This is a genomic window from Streptomyces sp. NPDC101166, from assembly GCF_044768125.1.
Classification (GTDB): domain Bacteria; phylum Actinomycetota; class Actinomycetes; order Streptomycetales; family Streptomycetaceae; genus Streptomyces.
Map to the genome: position 1 here is coordinate 1 of NZ_JBIWPF010000122.1, position 1,420 is coordinate 1,420.

Consider the following 1,420-nt stretch of genomic DNA (forward strand, 5'->3'; position numbering starts at 1 on the left):
GCCCGGGATCCACAGGGCGCGCGTCGGCGGCAGCACCCAGTGCCCGCCCGGGGTCTCGACGGTCAGCACTCCCTGTGCGGCCCAGGCGATCTGGTGCTGTTCGTGCTCGTGCTCGTCGAACCAGTACCCGGCGGGCAGCGTGCCGAGGCCGAACACCATGGCGGTCGGCCCCGGCGGCGGGGCCAGCACCCGGGTCTGGCCGTTTGGCGACATAATCTGTCACCGTAGTCTCTCGCGGCCAGGTGCGCCTCGCCCTAGCGTTATGGCCATGGGGATGAACTACTTTCACCAGCTACTCTGCCGTTCGAGCACCTGGGAGCGGGCCAGCGCGAACCAGATCGTCCCGTGGGCGTTGCGGGACATCGACCTCGGCGACAACGCCCTCGAGATCGGACCCGGCTACGGCGCGAACGTCGACACCCTGCGCGCCCGCGTCCCCGCCCTCACCGGCCTCGAGATCGACCCGGCGCTGGCCGCCCGCCTGCGCACCCGCAAGGCCGGCAAGATGCGGATCATCGAGGGCGACGCCACCGCGATGCCGTTGCCCGACACCGAGTTCAGCTCCGTGGTCAGCTTCACCATGCTCCACCACGTCCCCACCCCCGCCCTCCAGGACGAGCTCTTCGCCGAGGCCTTCCGGGTCCTGCGCCCCGGCGGCGTCTTCGCGGGCAGCGACGGCATCGACCGCCCCACCTTCCGCCTCATCCATCTCGGCGATACCTGCGTCCCGGTCCCGCCCGACACGATGCGGGCCCGCCTCACCCGCGTCGGCTTCACCGACATCGAAGTCCGCAGCGCGGCAACCAACTTCCGCTTCCGCGCCCGCCGCCCCGAATAGGCCGGACGGCGGGGCGGCCGAACGATCAGCCGAAGTAGACCGCCGGGTCGAGGGCGTCGATGGGTGTCCAGCGGGGAATCGACACCGGGGCTTCGGTGTCGGCGGCGGGTGGGGCGAGGCGGTAGCCCTGGAGATCCAAGGCGAGCCAGGGGTTTTCGTCGATCAGCCGGACGACCGCGTAGCAGGCGGCCAGCATGTGCAGGCAGCGGGCGTTGCGGGCGCGGCAGGAGCAGTCGGCGGCGGCGAGGATCGGGGTGACCGAGATGCCCGCGGCGAGAACCGCGGCGTGCAGGTCGTCGCCGAGGGTGAGGCTGTCGGCGGGGACCATGGCGGCGATGGCGTCGATGGTGGCGCGCGGGAACGAGGTCAGTTCCAGGTGCGTCACCGAGGCTTCGGAGCCGCGGTGGATGTGGGCGCGGACCACGGTGCCCTCGATCTCGGTGCGGACGCCGTTGTTGCGGGCGATGCTGCGGGCGCGGGGGAGCAGCGGCTCGGGTTTGGTGAGGTTCAACGGTTCCGCGAGCCGGACCCAGTCCTTGCCCCAGGCGGTGTATCCGAATTCGTTGTCGGCCATATCAGTTC

The 1,420-nt window shown here is 71.2% G+C and carries 2 protein-coding genes and 1 pseudogene; 1 reads left to right on the forward strand and 2 read right to left on the reverse strand.

What is annotated here, in order from left to right; translation table 11 throughout:
• A pseudogene (locus ACIRS4_RS36945) lies at positions 1–213 on the reverse strand (AraC family transcriptional regulator); the annotation flags it as partial.
• Between the two features lie 55 nt (positions 214–268).
• Here ACIRS4_RS36945 and ACIRS4_RS36950 point away from each other — a divergent pair.
• Positions 269–838 carry a class I SAM-dependent methyltransferase gene (locus ACIRS4_RS36950; protein ID WP_404204453.1) on the forward strand — a complete coding sequence of 190 codons (570 nt, stop codon included), beginning with the start codon at positions 269–271 and terminating at the stop codon, positions 836–838.
• A gap of 25 nt (positions 839–863) precedes the next feature.
• Here ACIRS4_RS36950 and ACIRS4_RS36955 read toward each other — a convergent pair.
• On the reverse strand, positions 864–1,420 hold a 557-nt coding region (locus ACIRS4_RS36955; RefSeq protein WP_404204455.1), incomplete at its 5' end, for a hypothetical protein.

What these genes read in the sequence shown, in the direction of transcription:
- ACIRS4_RS36950 (WP_404204453.1), top strand. Translation starts at nt 269, where the DNA reads ATGGGGATGAACTACTTTCACCAGCTACTCTGCCGTTCGAGCACCTGG.